A 15,917-nucleotide genomic window follows, 5' to 3' on the forward strand; every position below is an offset into this window, starting at 1 on the left:
AAAATTCTTTTCTCTCTCTTATAAAGAGGTATCTATTCAGGCTAGATACCTCTTTATTTTGATATAATAGTAATAGAAGGTAGGTTTTTACTATGAAGGGTTTATATATCCATATACCATTTTGCGAGTACATCTGTCACTATTGTGATTTTGTTAAAAGAGTCCCTAAAAATCAAAATATGATAGATCAATATTTAATTAAATTAAGAGAAGAAATCATGACTTATGAGAGTCATTTTGATTCTATAGAGACAATCTTTGTTGGTGGAGGAACACCTTCCATGTTAACTGTAGATCAATTAACCTACCTGTTTGACTCGCTTGTAAGAATTAAACCAGTAGAATTTTCAATTGAACTTAATCCAGAAAGCTACACACATGAAAAAGGTTTAGTATTTAAAAAATATGGCATTAATCGTATATCCATGGGTGTCCAGAGTTTTGATGATAAAATACTAGCTTATTTAAATAGAGGTCATAAGACAGAACAAGTGTTTTCTATCATAAAAGACTTAAAAGACCTAGGCATCCCTTATATTTCTATTGACTTAATATTTGCAATACCGGGACAAACCCTAGATCATATTAAGTATGATTTAGAGCAGTTCTTAAAATTGGATATCACACATATTTCTTATTACTCTCTAATATTAGAAGATAAGACCTATTTTTATCATCAGTATTTAAAAGGTAACTTCAAACCGATGGATGAAGATAATGAAGCTATTATGTATGAGTATGTCATGAATTTTTTAACAAATCATGGTTATGATCAATATGAAATAAGCAACTATGCAAAAAATAATCATTATTCACTACACAATAATATCTATTGGACATTAGGTGAATATATTGGTGTAGGATTAGGGGCACATGGGTTTATTGATAATTATAGAACATACAATGAACGCGGAATGGGTCAATATATGGATCATTTCTTAAAGGAAAAAACACTTCAAACTGAGGATTTAAAACTACAAGATGAACTTATATTTGGCTTAAGATTAACTAAGGGTGTATACATTCCTAGACTAGAACAAAAATATAAAATAAAATTAACTGAAAAATACCCCCAAATTCATGATAAAATAAAACTAGGATTACTTGAAATTAAAGATGACTATATACGTCTAACTAAGGAAGGTACAATGCTTGGTAATCAAGTATTTATGATATTTGTATGACCTATTTAATCAAAGATTTTTCTTATTATTTGAATAATGAATTGGGTTTATCCAAGAATACCATTGATGCATATATGAGAGATTTAAAGGACTATGAATCTTTCTTAGATAAATATCATAAATTAAAAGATGTAGATAACATTCAATCAAAGCACATTGAAGGTTATCTTAAAAGTATTAAGAAAAAGGGATTATCTGCTAAAACGATATCTAGAAAACTCACCTCAATTAAATCATTTCATAAGTTTTTACTGATGGAAAAAGAAGTGGATGAAGATGTTACGCATAAAATTGCTAGACCTAAAATAGAAAAAACTTTACCTACAGTATTAAGTGTAGATGAGGTAATTAGTATATTAGAAGTCATAGATAAGTCCACGACATTGGGTTTAAGAAATATGGCATTGCTAGAACTTATATACGGTTCTGGACTGCGTGTTTCTGAATTACTTAATATAAAATTAAAGGATATCCATATGCAACAAAGCTATGTTATTGTCACTGGTAAAGGGTCAAAAGAACGTATGGTACCTATATCGGATATGGCAATTATAGCAATTAGAAATTATTTAGTTAAGGCTAGAGATGATTTGATTAAGGAAAAAACAGATTATTTATTTATTAATAATCAAGGTAAAACACTTTCACGTGTAGGCTTTTTTAAAGTCTTAAAAAAGCTTGCAAGCGAAGCAAATTTAGACCCTGAAAAAGTGTCACCACATACCTTAAGGCATTCATTTGCAACACACCTTTTAGAGAATGGAATGGATTTAAGAAGTCTTCAAAACCTACTTGGCCATGAAGATATATCGACTACACAAATCTATACACACATCTCACAATCAAGATTAAAACAAGTTTATAACAAAACTCATCCAAGAGCAAAGGAGAATAACAAATGAGATTTAAAAGAGTATTTTTAATCGTCATGGACTCTTTAGGAGTCGGTGCATCAGAAGATGCAAATCAATATTTTAATGAAGGGGTAGACGATACAAAAGCAAATACGTTTGGTCATATTGCAGAAAGTATGGATCTTAGAATACCTAATTTAGAGAAGCTTGGTGTAGGTAATATCATACCTATAAAAGGTACTAAATCAGTTGAATTATCCTCATCTTATGTAACAAAAATTCGTGAAAAATCACTAGGAAAAGATACGATGACAGGTCATTGGGAAATCATGGGCTTGTATGTTACAACACCATTTCAAACCTTTACAGACACTGGTTTTCCAAAAGAATTACTAGATGAATTAGAAGAAAGAACCGGACGTAAAATCATCGGTAATATCGCAGCAAGTGGTACTGAAATATTAAAGGATTTAGGTGAAGAACACATGAGGACTGGAGACTTAATTGTCTACACATCCGCAGACAGTGTACTTCAAATTGCGATGCATGAAGAGATCATTCCTATTGAAGAACAATACAGAATTTCTGCAATTGCACGTGACATTACAATGAGACCAGACTGGAAAGTTGGACGTGTAATTACAAGACCATTCTTAGGTACAAATAAGGACAACTTTAAGCGCACAAGTAATAGAAAAGATTATGCATTAAAACCAAGTGAAGAGACAACTTTAAACTTCCTAAGTGATGCTAATTATGATGTCATCGCACTAGGTAAAATCAATGATATTTTTGATGGTTACGGTATCAATAAATACAGTAAAACAGTATCGAATGATGATGGTATGAAACAGATTACAGAGTGGGCTAAAAAAGATTTTACAGGATTATGTTTCTTAAATCTAGTAGACTTTGATGCACTCTACGGACACCGCAGAGACCCTCATGGATATGGTAAAGCAATCATGGATATGGATAGTCAATTACCTGAATTAATGGCTAATTTAAATGAAGATGATTTACTCATTTTAACAGCTGATCATGGTAATGATCCAACCTATGTTGGTACCGATCATACAAGAGAATTTGTACCAATGATAGCTTATAGCAAGTCATTTAAATCAGGTGGTAGCCTACCAATACTTAATACATTTGCCGATTTAGGAAGTACAATTTCTGATAACTTTAAAGTCAAAAAAACAGAGCATGGTGACAGTTTCTTAAGTAAATTAAAATAAATCAATGTTTACTAAATATAAACAAGGTGTAGAAATACTGCACCTTTTTATTTTGCAATAATATGACGAATAAAGTCTGAATGATGTATATAAATATTTTGATAAAATACACTGTGAAACTAGATTTAATATGCTCAACTAAAACACCTAAACAGGAAAAAGTATACACAAAATTTAACCTTGTTTAAAGGTGGTAAAATCAGCCTAAAAACAAACATACATGAAGCATTGTTGATGATAAAAACGAACGAACAATGGACTCAATAAGGCCGATTAAAATAGAGAAAATGATGTAAAACGTGTCTAAACTAATAGCAGTTTGAGATGCATGATTATACGTAAAAGTAAAACTCGATTGCTTAAAATGCGCCTATAAAATTAAACGAAAACTAAATGTTATGAAAAAACAAATTTTAAAATTTCAAAAAACCTATGTTTACTATTTAATGACTCAGTATATATTTAGTAAACATAGAATATTTCATGAGGAAACATAAAAAAGAGAAATTTCAGATATGTAGAAGTATTTCAGTAATTTAGTAATTTCCAAAGTAAAGTTTTAAGTGATCATTTTTATCGACGTAACATGATAGTTATAATTGTTAAAAAGCAAATGCGAAAAAATATAAGCCTTGATATTTCATACTAAGATGATCAGTTGAAGAGATTTTTAAAAGTATGATTCGATAAATTTATTAGCAGTTCACTATTTAAGTGAGATGAAATTAAACCAATCTTAAGAGTATAATTAATAGCCTTTATACAATCACACAATGATAATTATAAAACGTAAGTTTACCAAATATAAACAATGTTTAGCGATGTAGTTACGTCGTAAGTGTAAATATTCTGTGTTACACATTGATTGGTTGATTGGTAGTTGTAGCTGAAGACCCTTTAACAATGAGTGCATAAAGATGGTAAATGGGTATTGAATTGATAGCGATTGAGATGGATATACATCAGTTAATTAAGTACTCAAACGCTCAAAAATAACCAAACGTTTTTAGTTATTAGTATTGTTATTTACATCAAAATTGAAAGGTTTTGAGTCTCTGAAGCACCACTAGAGAGATTCGTTCAATATCATCATCTATAACGACGATTTTTAATAGATAAGACGTAACCCGGTTACGGAAGCACTAAATACAAGCAATTAATAATTACAACATATCCACACTAACCTTGTTGTCCGCACAGTAAGGCTCACATTAAGTGGTTAACATAATATACATTATAGGCACTAATTAATAAATAAAATAGTGTGGTTCTATCTTTTAAATGGGTATATTAATATATAAATGAGTATGATTAAATCTATAATATACCTATTAATTTACATATAAATATAATCATAATATATATATGAGTATAAATAACGTTTTGAAAGTAAGTTTGATAGCATTTCATGTTACTTACGTTGACTAATTATATGTCTCACTCGCTATTAGGCTTAAAACACGTGATATCATGTTTTTACATGTATCAGATGCTGACGGACTACTACTACTCTTATGATGCTATGTGTGTCATTTATTATCAACTTTGAGAAGTGGTTAAATCTCATCCATCGATCAAGAGACGGTTGTCCACATCAGACGAAAGTAAAGGAGATGAGAAATATCTCTTCCCATCTCCTTTACTTAATTTGAATACGTAACCAGGATCACTTCTTATGCTAAACATATATCCTGGGCGTTTAACTTAAATAAACATTAGTCTATATTTTAAGTTTAATAAAAGTATACTGAATAATTATTTACTAAACATTAAGAATTTTGTTAAGTTTAGTAAATAATGTCCTAGTTTATAATTGGTAAACATTGATTTTTTACTAGTAAATAAAAAAAGTGCTTCTCAGCACTTTATTTTTACTTAGTATTTTGTTTCATAGATGCTAGAACTTGTCTAACTTGTTTTTCAGAAGGAGTTCTTCCCATTTGTCTAAACATCTCTCTAATCGATCTTTCATCCATTGGTGGATTCTTTTCTAAATACTTTTTGAACCAAGCTCTGGCGATAAAAAATCCTGCAACAGCACCAATTAGTAATGCACCAACTGCGATTGCTATAACCCAATACCATTCCATTAGCGACAACTCCTTTCGTAAGTACATATTCATTTTACTTTATTTCATTATAAATTACAATGTTAATGTTTACTTAATATTAATATCTTTTTACTGCCGTATACTTTTTCTTTTAAGATAGTGTATGCTTTGATTTGTTCTAAATCTAGAGTTCTACTTTTATCCATTTCTAACACGAGTAATGCATCATCATTTAAGTAAGGTATTAGTTGGTTAGAAATGGATTCATAGATGTCTAATTTATAGGGTGGATCTAAGAAAACAATATCTAATTTATCTTTTAATTCTGACAGTTTTTTTAAGGCTATATTATAATCATGTTTCCATAGTATGACTCTATCTATTACGCCTAGATTTGCTATATTTTCATTCAAGGTGTTAATAGCAATTTGTTTAACATCATTAAACACTACATACTTAGCACCTCTAGAAATTGATTCTAATCCATAACTACCTGATCCAGCAAATAAGTCTAATATGACAGCGTCTTTAATTGATTCACCGAGACTATTAAAGACTGCGCCCCTTACTTTGTCAGATGTCTCTCTGGTATCATTTGAGGGGACCATTTTTAATAATCTACTTTTAAATTCTCCAGAGATAATACGCATTATAAGATTGTCTCTTTGATTAAATCTAGTTTGATTTTATGCGGACCAACTACGTAAGAATTATTGACAATTTCAACTGCTTCTTTAAGTCCTTTTTCTTCGTGATAGATTGTACAGATAGTGTCGCCAACTTTAACTTCGTCACCAATCTTCTTATGCAGGTCGATACCTACAAATAGATTGATTACATCATCTTTAGTTGCACGTCCTGCACCTAGTTTCATTGCAGCAATACCGAAGTTTAATGCATCTACTTTTTCTAAGAAACCAGCAACATTTGCTTTCACTTCATATGTCTTAGTTTTAGTTAAAATTTGATCTTTATTCTTTAAGAAATTTACATCTCCGCCTTGTGCTTTCACAAAGGTGTAGAATGTTTCTAGAGCACCACCATTACGTAGTGTATCATAAGATAATTTATAACCGCTTTCGTAATCTTTTACGACGCCAGCATGTTTTAATAAGTGTCCTGAAATTACAGCAACTACTTGAGTTAAATCTTCAGGCCCATGACCTTCAAGTGTTTCTACTGATTCATAAATTTCTAACGCATTACCAATTTTATGTCCTAGAGGTTCTTCCATACCTGTAAGAATCGCAGTGACCTTTTTACCAGCCTTTTTACCGATATCTACCATGATGCGAGATAAAGCTTCACCGTCTTCTAAAGTCTTCATAAATGCCCCAGAACCAACCTTAACATCAAGGACGATTGCATCAGCACCTGATGCTAATTTTTTACTCATAATAGAGGATGCAATTAAAGGCATTGAGTCTACAGTTGCAGTAACATCTCTTAGTGCATACATCACTTTATCTGCAGGTGCAATATCGCCACTTTGGCCAACAATTGCACAACCAATTTCTTTAACTTGGTTTTTAAATTGATCTAAAGGTAATACAACCTTAAATCCTGGAATGGATTCTAACTTATCAATTGTTCCACCGGTATGACCTAAACCTCTACCGCTCATTTTTGCTAGCTTAGCACCTAGGTGTGCAACTAATGGTGCAAGTACAATACTTACCTTATCACCCACGCCACCTGTAGAGTGCTTATCAACCTTTGTTCCTTTTATATCTGTTAAATCTAATACTTCTCCACTATCACGCATTGCTAGTGCAAGTGCTGTTGATTCTTCAATATCCATATCATTAAAATATACAGCCATTAAAAAGGCTGACATTTGATAATCCGGTATTTGACCTTTTGTAAAACCGTTAACTATAAAAGATATTTCTTCAGCAGTTAATTTTTGATTATATTTTTTCTTGTTTATTAAATCGACCATTTGCATGTGACTTAAACCCCATTTCATTTTATTATTTTTTTAAATTCATTTTTAACCGTTTAATACCATAAATATTAATACAATGATTCCTATCACTACTACAATCTTTAAAGACTTCTTGATTAAGGATAATAAGCCCATGATGAGTAATAGACCTAAGAATCCTACAAAGACAATTTGTAGTAAAACAGGAAATGAATTAAAGTAATCGAAAGCCCCTTGCCACCAACCATCGGTTGTTGGTTTTAAAAGTGGATCTAACCATCCAGTCGCACTTTCGAACCATGAAACGATAGTTTCCCATATATTTAGTAAAACTTCTTGCCAATTGTTTAAAATTATCATTTTGTTCACCATTTCCTTTACTATATTATTCTATCAAATTATAGCCTTGATTAAAAGGGTGAGCTTTGATATAATTACACACGGTGATAAAAATGATATTAGCAATGGTTAGACACGGTGAAACCGATTATAACAAGCAACGTTTAATCCAAGGTAGAATCGATAATGTCTTAAATGAAAACGGAAAAAACCAGGCACATACTTTAGGAACATACCTAAAAGAAAACAATGAAACATTTGATGTTCTAATGACATCTCCAATGCTTAGAGCAAAAGAGACAGCACAAATTCTTGGAAGCCATTTAAATATGACTATCACAAGCGAGCATGTTGCATTTATCGAAAGGGACTTTGGACCTTTTGAAGGTAAGTCAGTGGCAGAAACATTACCATTCATAACTAAACATGATTTTAAGACAAAAGGTTATGAAGATAATGAGGCACTCTTAAAAAGATTAAGTGATGCAGTAAATGATTTATACAAGACACATCAAGGTAAGAAGGTATTACTTGTTGTTCATGCACATGTAATCAAGTCATTACTTATATTAGCAGACTTTGAAAAGTACGATTACATTACGCATTATGTAGGTAATTCAAGCATCGTATATTTCGATGTTAAACCTGATCAAATATCTGTATTAAATCAAATTGATTTATAGCTAATAATCAAAAGGAAACTTGTAAAAAGGGTTTCTTTTTTTTAGAAAAAATATTAACATACAAAATCAACGATTTCTCATTGACTTTATAAGTTTTTGCAGTAAAATTGAGTTTGTATGTACATTATAAGGAGGTTTTGCAAATGGAAATAGGGTTATTGTTAACAAAGGTTGCAGTAATTTTATTTGTTGGTTTTATTGGTAGTTTAATTGCTAGAAAATTCAAATTACCAAACGTCTCAGGCTATTTGGTACTTGGTCTACTTATAGGACCATCTCTAGGGCTTATTTTCCCTGGTTATGAAGGTTTTATTACAAGTAGTGACCAAGATGTCTTTGGCTTTATTAGTGAGCTTGCGCTCGCGTTTATTGCTTTTTCAATCGGTAGTGAATTTGCAATTAAAAGAGTGAAGAAAATGGGCAAGGAAATTTCAGTAATTACATTACTAGAAGTTCTAGGTGCAGTATCTTTAGTATTTATAGCTATGCTATTTATTCCAAAACCAGACAGTATGTCCTCAGGGTATAATCCGTTTTCTAATTCCAGCATTGCATTTGCATTAATCTTAGCTTCTATGTCTGCTGCAACAGCTCCAGCTGCTACCTTAATGGTCATGCGTCAATATAGAGCTAATGGTCCAGTATCTAAGGCAATTGTTCCAATTACAGCTTTAGATGATATCTTTGGCATCATAATCTTTGGATTCTTCTTATCCATTGCACAACTATTACTACCTCAAGGTGATCCACTTCCGGTATGGCTAATGATCTCAAAACCATTCATTGAAGTATTTGGGTCATTGATTATTGGGTTAATTATTGGTATTGCTTTATCCTATGGTGCTAAAAAGTTTGACAAGATTTCTGATGATATTCAAGTCTTATCATTGATTGCAATATTTGCTACAGTTGGTGGATTAACATTAATGAATCATTACATGAGTGACTTCGGTATTTCATTCTCACCATTACTAGCAAATATTATGGTAGGTTCTGTTATTGCAAATATTGCACTTAAACCAAATCGTACCTTCCAATCGATTAATGATTTAGCTACTCCGTTTTATATTATATTCTTCACATTAGCGGGTGCTTCATTAGACTTAGGTATCTTACGTCAAGATTATTTAATACTAATTATCGCTGCAACCTATATTATTGCTCGCGGAAGTGGTAAAATATTAGGTACAATGGCTGGTGCTCAAATGGTCAACTCACATCCAAACGTTAAGAAGTATTTAGGTTTTGCACTTCTACCTCAAGGTGGTGTATCTATTGGGTTACTCACTATTGTTGCTGTGCAGATGACTCAACTATATCCTATAATAGCTGCAGTTATTATGTTATCTGTATTAGTATATGAAACAATGGGACCTGTTTTTGCTAAATACTCACTCACTAAATCTGATGAGTTATATGGTCTTGATAAACTTAATGAATCTATGTTCGAAGAAGATACAGAAAATTAATAAGGAGAAAACTTATGGAAGCTTTATTTATAGTATTAAACGACTTAACCTTTATGGATGATATTCTTGATAAATTTATTGAGTTACACATTAAAGGTGCAACTATCATTGATTCACAAGGTATGGCGCAAGCAATCATTGAAAAAGATGGTGGTGGACAAGGTTTATTTTCTGGTCCATTCTACAAAGCTTTAGTAGGGGATCAAAATCATTCAAAAATGATCTTTACTGTATTACCAGAAACATTTGATAAGAAACATGTAATTGCTGAAGTTCGTTCTATTTTAGAACAATCTAAAAAAGCAGTGATTGGTTTTATGTTTACAATGCCTGTATCCGGTATCTATCCAATTAAATCTACACATCAAGTTTAAAAAAATATAAATTAAAAAAATAAGGATTGGCACTGACCAATCCTTATTTTTGTATATGATGTGATTTTTTCTTTATGATAGTAACACCGCTGTTCGTTATATATGAGCTGAGTTTACCTAACTCTTCAATACTAAAATGTGCTCTTTGGAAAGGATCATTTAAATCTGGACCAGATATGGAAACTTCAATTTGTCCCTTTTTTACTCTAGATTTTCCAATACTCCTAATTTGAGTTAATTTTTTGTATTGATTTGTTGTAGACCCATAACCATGAATAATGACTAATATTTTTTGTCCTATTGTATCAATCGCTTGTCTTACAATGGATGATGCACTTAAGACATCCAAATCGTGTACATCAATTACTTGAATCATTTATGTTCGAATCCAGAGTTAATTACATGCATCACCATATCACCAATTTCAGCTGTAGATAAACCTTGATAGTCTTCATGCGTAATTGGTTTATGAATAATGACTTTAATTTTAGTTTTTCTAAATGGTGCACGATGTTGGATTTCAGAATTTCCAATAATTGTCATAGGTAAGATGGTTGCTTTTGGCTTTACTGCAATTTGGAAAGCACCAGCACGTGTTGCGACTACACTGTCTTGATCACGGTTTTTACGACCACCTTCAGGAAACACTACCATTGAAAATCCAGCCTCAATATTCTTGATAGTTTCTACTAAAGCTTTAGCGGTTTTTCTTGTATCATCCCTGTAAATTGGCATACAATGCATTTGTTTCATACCGTCTTTTAAGATTGGAATTTTATACAATGTAGACTTCGGAGTAAAGGCCATTGGTCTGTTGATTGCTTGAATTGCAATTACAGGGTCCAAGTAAGACTTATGATTCGTGTAAACAACCATTTTACCGTCTTTTGGCACGTTTTCTTTACCGATAACCTTGATACTTATGTTAAAGACAAATACGCTTAAAAATCTTGCTAGACTTTGCCAACCATAATATTTATATCGGTTCATAAGTGGTAATTTTTGCCACGCATAAATATGAATTAAGGCACCAATTATAATTGGTATAAAACCTACTAGATAGCCAAGTAGTACCCAAAGTATAATGTAGTAACCACCGAGTACATAGATGGACATAAGGGTTGAAAAGGTTGCCCAACCAATTAAAAATAAAATTGTAAACATAATATCAAATCTCTTTCTTATATGTTGCAAATATTAAACTAGGTGCTAACTTTTTATCAACTAATTTGTAGCTAGATAAGTCAAAATGGTTGAAGTATACATTACCTTTATGAATGTCTAGTACGTGGGTGATTAATAAATAATCAACATAAGGTAAGGTTAGGTTATAAATAACTTTACCACCAATGATCCATAGTTCATCTTTATAGTTTTTAACAAAATCCACTACATCTGTGATGCATTCTGCATCATCATAAGCCGTATCAATGAGGTTAGCTACATAAATTTTACCGTATGGAAAAGGTTTATCTTTATAATAACCTTTCAGTGATTTATAAGTTAAATCACCCATTAATACAGTTTTACCTTTAGTTTTTTCTTTAAAATACGCCAAGTCTTCTTTATAGTGCCAAGCAAGCTTATTATCTTGACCTATAAGCCAATTGACATCCATTGCCCAAATTGCGTAAATCATACAGCAACCACGCCTTTAATTGGCGGATATGGATCATAACCTACAAGTTCAAAGTCTTCATATTTGAAGTCTTCAAGTCTTGTAATCGATTTATTGATTTTTAATATTGGTAAACGTCTTGGCGTTCTTGTAAGTTGTAAGTTAATTTGATCAAAATGATTTGTATAAATATGTGCATCTCCAATGGTATGTACAAAACTACCTAATTCAAATCCAGTTACTTGTGCAACCATCATTAAAAATACAGCATAAGATGCAATATTAAATGGAATGCCTAAGAATACATCACCACTACGTTGGTATAGTTGTAAGGACAACTTGTTATCTACAACATAAAATTGAATTAATGTATGACATGGAGGTAACATCATTTGACCGATTTCTGCTGGATTCCACGCAGATAAAACCATACGTCTGGAATCTGGGTTTGTTTTTAGTGTATTAATAATATATTCAATTTGATCTACACCATTAAAATTACGCCACTGGGAACCATAAACAGGGCCTAAATCACCCCATTTTTTAGCAAACTCATCACTTTGACGAATTTTATCTGAGAATTCCTTAATGGATTCTCCTTGATATTCTGAAGAATTCATATAATTTTTATATGGCCAGTCCGTCCAGATGCCAACATTATTATCTACAAGATACTTGATGTTGGTATCCCCTTTAATAAACCATAATAATTCATGAATAATACCTTTTAAAAATGTCTTCTTAGTGGTTAGGAGTGGAAACCCATCCTTTAAATCGAAGAACATCTGGTAACCAAAAATTGATTTGGTTCCAGTGCCCGTACGATCTGATTTTAATGTACCATTTTCCATGATATGACGGGCTAAATCTAAATACTGTTTCATAATACACTCCTAGTTTTTATTTTGCGAGTTCGTAAAGACTTTCTGTATAAATTGCTAGAGCTTTCATTAAGTCATCAATATCAATAAACTCATCTTTTTGGTGAATATATGTAGGTTTATCAATGAAATGTGGTCCAAATGCTACAACATTTTCTGTTGCTCTTGCAAATGTACCGCCACCAATTGAAATTGGAGGAGTCATGTCATTGGTATGTTTTTGATATACCTTCATTAATGTTTTAATTAATGTTGAATTTGGGTCTTTGTATAATAATTTTTGATGATGATCAACATCTAAACCAAATCCTTCAGGTAATAGATTTGCAATCTTTTCAAATACATCTTTATCATAGTTGACGCCATTAGGGTATCTTAAGTTTAATACAAGTTCAAATTGGTTGTTATCAGTACTTGCTAAACCAAAGTTCACTGTTAAGTCGCCCATTTCTTTATCTTTATAAGCAACACCTAATTTTTTACCTAAATTATCAAATGTTAAATATTTAGTAGCAAAATTTACTAATTCATTTTCAACACCTGCAAATTTTAGTGCTTCAAATAAAATGTGTAATGCATTCACACCATCATCTGGAAGCGATCCATGTGCTGATTTACCAAATGTTTCAAGTACTAATACATCATTTTCTAATTTAGCTTGGCCTTTGAAGTTATTTTTTTCTAGGTAATCTAAAAATCTATGTTTAATTACTAAATCAGGTTTTACATGCGCTTTAGCACTTTCTGGTACCATATTTGCACGTAAGCCACCCTCTACTTTGTATAGGATGTCATTATTGAACTGACCTCTAATAATGGTCATAGTAATACCTTTTTCAGCATAGATTAAAGGAAAATCTGCATCTGGGATAAAACCTGCAATTGGAGCTTGTGGATACTTATTAAAGTAGTAATCAACACATTTCCAACCTGATTCTTCATCAAGTCCTAAAATCAGTTTAATACGTGTTTTAAGTTCTACACCTAATTCTTTTAATATCTTCATACCATAATAAACAGCCATTGTAGGTGCTTTATCATCTTCAGCACCACGTGCATAAATCTTATTATCATGGATTTCGGCACCATAAGCTGGATAAGTCCAACCAGTACCTGCTGGGACAACGTCTAAGTGACCAATGGAACCAATATATTCTTTGGAATCACCATATTCAATGTGTCCTGCATAACCATCAACGTTTTCAAACTTGAAACCATCACGTTTAGCTAAATTAAGCATAAACTCCAATGCTTGCTTATTGCCTTCTCCAAATGGTGCACCCACTCTATTTGGATCAAAAGTTGTTAACTCAGAATTAATTCTTAACAACTCTTGAGTATCTTTAATAAATTGGTCCTTATATTTTAGGGCCAATGCTTTAAAATCTATTGACATATATCATCATCTCCTTGTTAAATATTCTATCATTTATATCAAAAAAACTCTATCAAATAGAGTTCTTTTGTTCAATATATTCATTATACGCTTCTTCAAGACTTTCGTAACTATCTACATAATCTTTTAGATAATTAAATAAATCAGAATCAATCGGCTTAAATGGACTTTTAGCCATATCGATGTCATCTTGAATATAGTATAGATATTTCATTCTTCCATGTTCTTGATAAAAACCTCTTGGATAGACTCTATCTACACCAGTATATTTCTTTGCAATTAATCTAGATTTAGAAGTATGTAATTCATAAACATGCTTAGTTTTATTACCTACAACTAATACATAAGTAAATTTCTTTTTATAACCTAAACTAATGATTGCACTAAATACGATTAAAGCTAGTACACCAGTTACAGAAATACTCCATATATTTTCAGCATCAAATGCTGATAACAAACCATCCATGACTGCTAATCCAGCACCAAACATTAGAATGATAAATACGCTCCATAATGCAATGAGTACTCGGTTAAAAATAGCTACAAAAAATAGTGAGGTTCTAGCATCGTCATGAAGAACATAATGTTTTATGATACTGTTTACAGAAAAGTGCAAAGGTAATAAGAATAAGTAAGGTAATCCTAAAGAAATCAAATCCAGGGTATAAAGCCCTTTAAAATGGTAATAAATGAGTGATATAGCTACGATAGCAAAGATTGCATACGTAGAGAGTGTAATCCAAATCTTTCTAGGACCACAGATAACATATAGTAAACCCATTGTAAATAATGCAGCGAGAAGTAATGTCCAAAATATCAAATGAGCTCGCCTCCTTTTTATTTACTTAATTATACCATATTTTCGTTATAGATTAACTATTTAGATCCGCACTATATTCTTCAATTTCTCTTGGTAAAAATATAACATGTTCTGCAATAATATTGACGTTTGCTCTATTTTTATCTTGATCATCTATCCATTTACTAACCTCTAAACGTCCTTTAATAGCAATCCCCATACCTTTTCTAAAGTAATCTTGAGCACGTTTGTGATTTTGCTCAAATAATGCAACTCTAAAATAATCTGTATCATAATTACCATCATAATTCTTATAAGGTCTCATCACAGATACTCTTAAATCTGTATATTTTACACCATTATCACTTTCTTTTGGGTCAAAGCTGACAACCCTTCCTATGAGGTTTACAAATGTCATACAAAAATCTCCTTTTTCTTTTAATGTAACATAATGTATAAGTATTAAAAAACACAACTTTTATATATTAAATATCATATTGGTATTGATTATAAAGAAAAAAGACAACCCAAATTAGGTTGTCTTCAAGCATTTTTGATTTATTGATGAATATTTATCTATTTTGGTCATTTTTAATAAAATGTGAGAAGCTAAACATGTCTTTTGTGATAGATGACTTAAAATTGAGTATATCTTCATAAGTGATTTCGTCTAATAGGGTAAATGCTTCTTCTAGACTAATACCATTAAGTTGATATTTACCATATAGGAATAATCGATTTTCAATATCATCTAAGGCCATCATAAAGTGGCCTAAATAGGCTTTTTTAAGGGCGATAAACGCCTCTTTTGTTAAATCCTTATCATCTGTATTAAAAAACTGTTCGAGTACATGTTCTTTTAAATCAAAACTATGATCAGATTCCACATCCATCATAAAGATTAATGTTTCATCTTCCAAGATTAAGTTGAAATTAAAGCCATCAATCATCAGCTTTAAATCACTCATATGTTCTTGGAAATTTGTACTTGTATCATAAAGCAAACGCATTAAGAATAACATGTAAAGTTCAGTCTTAAATAAGATTTTTTCATCTTTTGTATCTAAAATATGCTTAATACCCATATTAAAGACACCAACATTC

The 15,917-nt window shown here is 31.4% G+C and carries 18 protein-coding genes; 6 read left to right on the forward strand and 12 right to left on the reverse strand.

Annotation, left to right across the window (positions count from 1 at the left end):
- Window positions 1-92: 92 nt before the first annotated feature.
- The 3 genes from hemW to deoB are packed head-to-tail and all read left to right on the forward strand — an operon-like array spanning window position 93 to window position 3,276.
- Window positions 93-1,184 (forward strand): radical SAM family heme chaperone HemW, encoded by a 1,092-nt coding sequence (gene hemW, locus ACL_RS03375; protein WP_012242625.1) that lies wholly within the window; start codon window positions 93-95, stop codon window positions 1,182-1,184.
- The gene (gene xerD, locus ACL_RS03380) at window positions 1,181-2,086 is read left to right on the forward strand and encodes a site-specific tyrosine recombinase XerD (protein WP_012242626.1); all 906 of its coding nucleotides are present in this window, start codon (window positions 1,181-1,183) and stop codon (window positions 2,084-2,086) included. The genes hemW and xerD overlap by 4 nt, the downstream gene beginning before the upstream one ends.
- Entirely contained in the window at window positions 2,083-3,276 is a 1,194-nt protein-coding gene (deoB, locus tag ACL_RS03385) for a phosphopentomutase (protein ID WP_012242627.1), read from the forward strand. The genes xerD and deoB overlap by 4 nt, the downstream gene beginning before the upstream one ends.
- A 1,871-nt stretch (window positions 3,277-5,147) precedes the next feature.
- On the opposite strand, the gene ACL_RS03390 is transcribed toward deoB, so the two are convergent.
- The 4 genes from ACL_RS03390 to ACL_RS03405 form a co-directional block, all read right to left on the reverse strand.
- Window positions 5,148-5,366, reverse strand: coding sequence for a YneF family protein (locus ACL_RS03390; protein WP_012242628.1), 219 nt, complete (start codon window positions 5,364-5,366; stop codon window positions 5,148-5,150).
- 62 nt (window positions 5,367-5,428) lie between these two features.
- On the reverse strand, window positions 5,429-5,977 hold the full coding sequence (rsmD, locus tag ACL_RS03395) for a 16S rRNA (guanine(966)-N(2))-methyltransferase RsmD (protein ID WP_012242629.1): 549 nt from the start codon (window positions 5,975-5,977) through the stop codon (window positions 5,429-5,431).
- Entirely contained in the window at window positions 5,977-7,275 is a 1,299-nt protein-coding gene (locus ACL_RS03400) for a thymidine phosphorylase (protein WP_012242630.1), read from the reverse strand. Before ACL_RS03400 ends, rsmD begins: the two co-directional genes overlap by 1 nt.
- Window positions 7,276-7,320: 45 nt before the next feature.
- Window positions 7,321-7,614, reverse strand: coding sequence for a hypothetical protein (locus ACL_RS03405; protein ID WP_041633975.1), 294 nt, complete (start codon window positions 7,612-7,614; stop codon window positions 7,321-7,323).
- 92 nt (window positions 7,615-7,706) lie between these two features.
- On the opposite strand from ACL_RS03405, the gene ACL_RS03410 reads away from it, so the two are divergent.
- The 3 genes from ACL_RS03410 to ACL_RS03420 all read left to right on the forward strand — a co-directional run bounded on the left by ACL_RS03410 (window position 7,707) and on the right by ACL_RS03420 (window position 10,119).
- Window positions 7,707-8,276: a histidine phosphatase family protein gene (locus ACL_RS03410; protein ID WP_012242632.1), complete on the forward strand. Its 570-nt coding sequence runs from the start codon at window positions 7,707-7,709 to the stop codon at window positions 8,274-8,276.
- A 143-nt stretch (window positions 8,277-8,419) separates the two neighbouring features.
- Window positions 8,420-9,745, forward strand: a complete 1,326-nt coding sequence (locus tag ACL_RS03415; RefSeq protein ID WP_012242633.1) for a cation:proton antiporter — start codon at window positions 8,420-8,422, stop codon at window positions 9,743-9,745.
- Window positions 9,746-9,759: 14 nt separating this feature from the next.
- Entirely contained in the window at window positions 9,760-10,119 is a 360-nt protein-coding gene (locus ACL_RS03420; RefSeq protein WP_012242634.1) for a hypothetical protein, read from the forward strand.
- 43 nt (window positions 10,120-10,162) lie between these two features.
- Here the strand turns inward: ACL_RS03420 and ACL_RS03425 are convergent, their stop codons facing one another.
- The 8 genes from ACL_RS03425 to ACL_RS03460 form a co-directional block, all read right to left on the reverse strand.
- Window positions 10,163-10,495, reverse strand: a complete 333-nt coding sequence (locus ACL_RS03425) for a hypothetical protein (RefSeq protein ID WP_012242635.1) — start codon at window positions 10,493-10,495, stop codon at window positions 10,163-10,165.
- Window positions 10,492-11,283, reverse strand: coding sequence for a lysophospholipid acyltransferase family protein (locus tag ACL_RS07255; RefSeq protein ID WP_012242636.1), 792 nt, complete (start codon window positions 11,281-11,283; stop codon window positions 10,492-10,494). The genes ACL_RS03425 and ACL_RS07255 overlap by 4 nt, the downstream gene beginning before the upstream one ends.
- A gap of 4 nt (window positions 11,284-11,287) precedes the next feature.
- Window positions 11,288-11,758, reverse strand: coding sequence for a dihydrofolate reductase (locus ACL_RS03435; RefSeq protein WP_012242637.1), 471 nt, complete (start codon window positions 11,756-11,758; stop codon window positions 11,288-11,290).
- Window positions 11,755-12,621: a thymidylate synthase gene (thyA, locus tag ACL_RS03440; RefSeq protein ID WP_012242638.1), complete on the reverse strand. Its 867-nt coding sequence runs from the start codon at window positions 12,619-12,621 to the stop codon at window positions 11,755-11,757. Before thyA ends, ACL_RS03435 begins: the two co-directional genes overlap by 4 nt.
- 16 nt (window positions 12,622-12,637) lie before the next feature.
- A complete protein-coding gene (pepV, locus tag ACL_RS03445) occupies window positions 12,638-14,014 on the reverse strand; it encodes a dipeptidase PepV (RefSeq protein WP_012242639.1) in 1,377 nt (458 codons plus the stop codon).
- Between the two features lie 52 nt (window positions 14,015-14,066).
- Window positions 14,067-14,834, reverse strand: coding sequence for a hypothetical protein (locus ACL_RS03450; protein WP_041633982.1), 768 nt, complete (start codon window positions 14,832-14,834; stop codon window positions 14,067-14,069).
- 52 nt (window positions 14,835-14,886) lie between these two features.
- Window positions 14,887-15,231: a single-stranded DNA-binding protein gene (locus ACL_RS03455; RefSeq protein WP_012242641.1), complete on the reverse strand. Its 345-nt coding sequence runs from the start codon at window positions 15,229-15,231 to the stop codon at window positions 14,887-14,889.
- 154 nt (window positions 15,232-15,385) lie between these two features.
- Window positions 15,386-15,898: a hypothetical protein gene (locus ACL_RS03460; RefSeq protein ID WP_148201786.1), complete on the reverse strand. Its 513-nt coding sequence runs from the start codon at window positions 15,896-15,898 to the stop codon at window positions 15,386-15,388.
- Between the last annotated feature and the right edge of the window lie 19 nt (window positions 15,899-15,917).

Source organism: Acholeplasma laidlawii PG-8A (assembly GCF_000018785.1).
GTDB lineage: Bacteria > Bacillota_I > Bacilli_A > Acholeplasmatales > Acholeplasmataceae > Acholeplasma > Acholeplasma laidlawii.

Excerpts from the sequence above, each read along its gene's own strand:
- ACL_RS03405 (WP_041633975.1), bottom strand. The coding sequence starts at position 7,614 with ATGATAATTTTAAACAATTGGCAAGAAGTTTTACTAAATATATGGGAA.
- ACL_RS03455 (WP_012242641.1), bottom strand. The coding sequence starts at position 15,231 with ATGACATTTGTAAACCTCATAGGAAGGGTTGTCAGCTTTGACCCAAAA.
- rsmD (WP_012242629.1), bottom strand. The coding sequence starts at position 5,977 with ATGCGTATTATCTCTGGAGAATTTAAAAGTAGATTATTAAAAATGGTC.
- ACL_RS03400 (WP_012242630.1), bottom strand. The coding sequence starts at position 7,275 with ATGCAAATGGTCGATTTAATAAACAAGAAAAAATATAATCAAAAATTA.
- xerD (WP_012242626.1), top strand. The coding sequence starts at position 1,181 with ATGACCTATTTAATCAAAGATTTTTCTTATTATTTGAATAATGAATTG.
- deoB (WP_012242627.1), top strand. The coding sequence starts at position 2,083 with ATGAGATTTAAAAGAGTATTTTTAATCGTCATGGACTCTTTAGGAGTC.
- ACL_RS03390 (WP_012242628.1), bottom strand. The coding sequence starts at position 5,366 with ATGGAATGGTATTGGGTTATAGCAATCGCAGTTGGTGCATTACTAATT.
- ACL_RS03435 (WP_012242637.1), bottom strand. The coding sequence starts at position 11,758 with ATGATTTACGCAATTTGGGCAATGGATGTCAATTGGCTTATAGGTCAA.
- ACL_RS03425 (WP_012242635.1), bottom strand. The coding sequence starts at position 10,495 with ATGATTCAAGTAATTGATGTACACGATTTGGATGTCTTAAGTGCATCA.
- ACL_RS07255 (WP_012242636.1), bottom strand. The coding sequence starts at position 11,283 with ATGTTTACAATTTTATTTTTAATTGGTTGGGCAACCTTTTCAACCCTT.
- pepV (WP_012242639.1), bottom strand. The coding sequence starts at position 14,014 with ATGTCAATAGATTTTAAAGCATTGGCCCTAAAATATAAGGACCAATTT.
- hemW (WP_012242625.1), top strand. The coding sequence starts at position 93 with ATGAAGGGTTTATATATCCATATACCATTTTGCGAGTACATCTGTCAC.
- thyA (WP_012242638.1), bottom strand. The coding sequence starts at position 12,621 with ATGAAACAGTATTTAGATTTAGCCCGTCATATCATGGAAAATGGTACA.
- ACL_RS03460 (WP_148201786.1), bottom strand. The coding sequence starts at position 15,898 with ATGGGTATTAAGCATATTTTAGATACAAAAGATGAAAAAATCTTATTT.
- ACL_RS03420 (WP_012242634.1), top strand. The coding sequence starts at position 9,760 with ATGGAAGCTTTATTTATAGTATTAAACGACTTAACCTTTATGGATGAT.
- ACL_RS03410 (WP_012242632.1), top strand. The coding sequence starts at position 7,707 with ATGATATTAGCAATGGTTAGACACGGTGAAACCGATTATAACAAGCAA.
- ACL_RS03415 (WP_012242633.1), top strand. The coding sequence starts at position 8,420 with ATGGAAATAGGGTTATTGTTAACAAAGGTTGCAGTAATTTTATTTGTT.